Below are 231 nucleotides of genomic sequence, written 5' to 3' on the forward strand. Positions count from 1 at the left end.
CTGGTCGAAGGCCTGTCGTTCGCCGAGACCGTGGTGTCCGAGGCCAACTCGGTCATCGTCATCGTCGACCAGCACGGCCGCGTGCAACGCTTCAACAAGGTCAGCGAGGAATACACCGGCAAACGCGAGCAGGACATCGTCGGGCGCAGCGTGTTCGAGATGTTCATGACGCGCGAAGAGGCCGCGGCCTCGCGCCGCAACATCGCCGAGTTCTACAAGCGCGGACAGTCG

General features: G+C 64.1%; 1 protein-coding gene. It reads left to right on the forward strand.

What is annotated here, in order from left to right; genetic code table 11:
* Positions 1 to 231 (forward strand): PAS domain S-box protein (locus tag R0J88_RS23985; RefSeq protein WP_410901455.1); only part of this gene is annotated, 231 nt, incomplete at both ends.

This window comes from Pseudoalteromonas sp. SIMBA_162 (genome assembly GCF_046535955.1).
Lineage (GTDB): Bacteria > Pseudomonadota > Gammaproteobacteria > Enterobacterales > Alteromonadaceae > Pseudoalteromonas > Pseudoalteromonas marina.